This window comes from Enterobacter cloacae complex sp. P16RS2, assembly GCF_014982155.1.
Taxonomy (GTDB): domain Bacteria; phylum Pseudomonadota; class Gammaproteobacteria; order Enterobacterales; family Enterobacteriaceae; genus Enterobacter; species Enterobacter cloacae_M.
The window spans coordinates 1-2,178 of the sequence record NZ_JADCKW010000047.1 but is presented as its reverse complement, the minus strand read 5'-3'; the positions used below and the strand labels follow the sequence as shown (position 1 = coordinate 2,178).

General features: G+C 43.8%; 3 protein-coding genes. All 3 read left to right on the top strand.

Annotation, left to right across the window (positions count from 1 at the left end; translation table 11 throughout):
* Positions 1–463: 463 nt before the first annotated feature.
* Entirely contained in the window at positions 464–1,270 is an 807-nt protein-coding gene (locus INF68_RS21800) for a winged helix-turn-helix domain-containing protein (RefSeq protein WP_126786875.1), read from the top strand.
* Positions 1,257–1,742 (top strand): hypothetical protein, encoded by a 486-nt coding sequence (locus INF68_RS21795; RefSeq protein WP_193525447.1) that lies wholly within the window; start codon positions 1,257–1,259, stop codon positions 1,740–1,742. The genes INF68_RS21800 and INF68_RS21795 overlap by 14 nt, the downstream gene beginning before the upstream one ends.
* A gap of 226 nt (positions 1,743–1,968) precedes the next feature.
* Positions 1,969–2,178: transposase (locus INF68_RS21790; RefSeq protein ID WP_370552485.1), on the top strand; the 210-nt coding region annotated here is incomplete at its 3' end.

Genomic DNA, 2,178 nt, shown 5'->3' with positions numbered 1-2,178 from the left:
AGTTTTTGTTGACCACTTCACATCGGTTAGTTCCGCAGTTAAGATCGTTTCTCTAATCAATGTGCGTGCTTTGATGAAGAAACGTTCTGCCTTCATGAGCATTTTGGTGCTTATCATTTTGATGTCGCTCCTTATCTACTGGATTAGCTACCCGAGGTGTCTCTTCGTTCCCGGTACTGTGAATGGCGGTAGGTCGGATGACTGCTCCTGAAGAATAAGAACCTGCTCATTCACTTCTGCGAATAATCCTATCAACCAAAAACGCCATGTAGATAGATGTATTGTGAATTTGTTTAAATACAAATCAATATCCTGACTTTTCGTTAATTTACAAGCAATAAAACTGATGGAGCTGCTGTCGCGCCTGGCTGTGCTAGGATGAAAACAAAGAAACTGATGGTTTTCCGTAAGTTGGAGAAACGAGAAAGACCATTCAATTACCATCATGGATAAGGAGTCAGAGATGGTTTTCATGATTGACAATAGGGTTTTCTATCGATCGGAAGATGGTGCTATATGGCCATCTGGAGACGAAGGCTCTACTGTCATTCTGACCCTGACAATGAACAGACTTCTTGCATGTCTTCTGGAAAAGCATGGTCAGGTTCTGACGCGAAATGAACTTCTGGATAGCGTCTGGGATGCTCATGGTCTCCGTTCTTCTAGCCACACGCTAAACAAATACATCTCGGAGCTTAGAAAACATTTCGTACAGTTTGGGATTGTCGAAGAGTGTATTACTACGGTGCCTCGCGTTGGTTTTATGTTTAATAGTGATGTCGAGGTAAGGGTTTTGACTCAACCCACTTCTGAGGATGAGTCTCGATTGCAAGATGAAAAAAATGACGCTCAAATAGTAAAACAACGCTCTCCGATGCGAGTTAGATATAGAAAATTACCTCTCGCATTGGCATTGGCAGTCGTTTTAATTAGCGCAACCTTAATTACATTAGGGCTTAGAGTTCCATCAAAAGATTTGGCTCAGGTAAGAGATTTGAAGACTTATTTTCTCTTTAACTATGGTTCGTGTCCTGTATACACTGTACAAAGAAACTCCGCATCACTTTCTGAACAAAAAAAAGACTTGTTCATCGAGTTGGCAAAGGCCAATGGAATTGACTGTCTGGACGGAACTTCATTTTTGTATCAGGTTTCTGAGTCATATCTTTACGGCAACAAGGGACGAGCTTTCATCAGTCGATGTACGTCAAGAAACGACAAATACATTTCCTGCCTCAATAACTACTGGAGTGGTTATGAACGCAATTAATAAAAAAACAGGGGGGCTGGCCGTAATTTTAATCATCATCCTGGCGTTATCGGTTTGGTTCTATGTTCACATGCATCAAAAACAGAGTGCGTTAAATGTAAACTGTTCCACAATAGTACGTTATAACCACCATGAACCTGATTTCATCGCTACGCTGGAGTTTGTTTTCCGTTTGGATAAAAACCACGATGGTCAGGCTGTCCTGTCGGGTAATATCCAGTCATACAAAGGTGTTAATGTCATCTCACGTACAATTCTCTTTAACTATGAGATGAACAGGCCGGGTGAGATTTCACTGACCGATACACGCTACGTTAAAAATCCACGCGATACTGCTGATGATGAAAGTTTCAAAAGCAGCTTCTTTTACGTTCCTGAAGGCACCGTTCGCCAGCTTAAGATAGAGCCTACAAGTAATGGCTGGCTGATAGGAAACCTGCAGTCGCCGTTTGCGCTTTGCGTAAACAGATGAGACTCAACCGGCTCTTCCTGCTGCGTGCGAATACCCCGAACCGCAGAAGAGCCACAAATCAACCTGACTTTCTCCCCGAACTTCCATCCAGAAGAACTTTCGGATTCCATTATTTCTGGACTGACCCCACCCCGGTAGACGATCCTGCCCTATAGTTTGAGCATAGGAGGAGCGTATGGGCACACCACGATTTACACCTGAATTTAAGGAATAAGCCGTCCGTCAAATAACGGAACGCGGTTATTCCGTTGCCGAAGTATCTGACCGTCTGGGCGTTTCTGCACACAGCCTCTACAAGTGGCTACGGGCTATTAAACCTGATAACAGCGAACAGCATGCCCGGGATTTACTGGAAGCCAAAAGCGAGATCCTGAAACTCCGGGCGCAGCTAAAACGCACCGAAGAAGAACGGGATATAACGCTTATCCGTGACTCA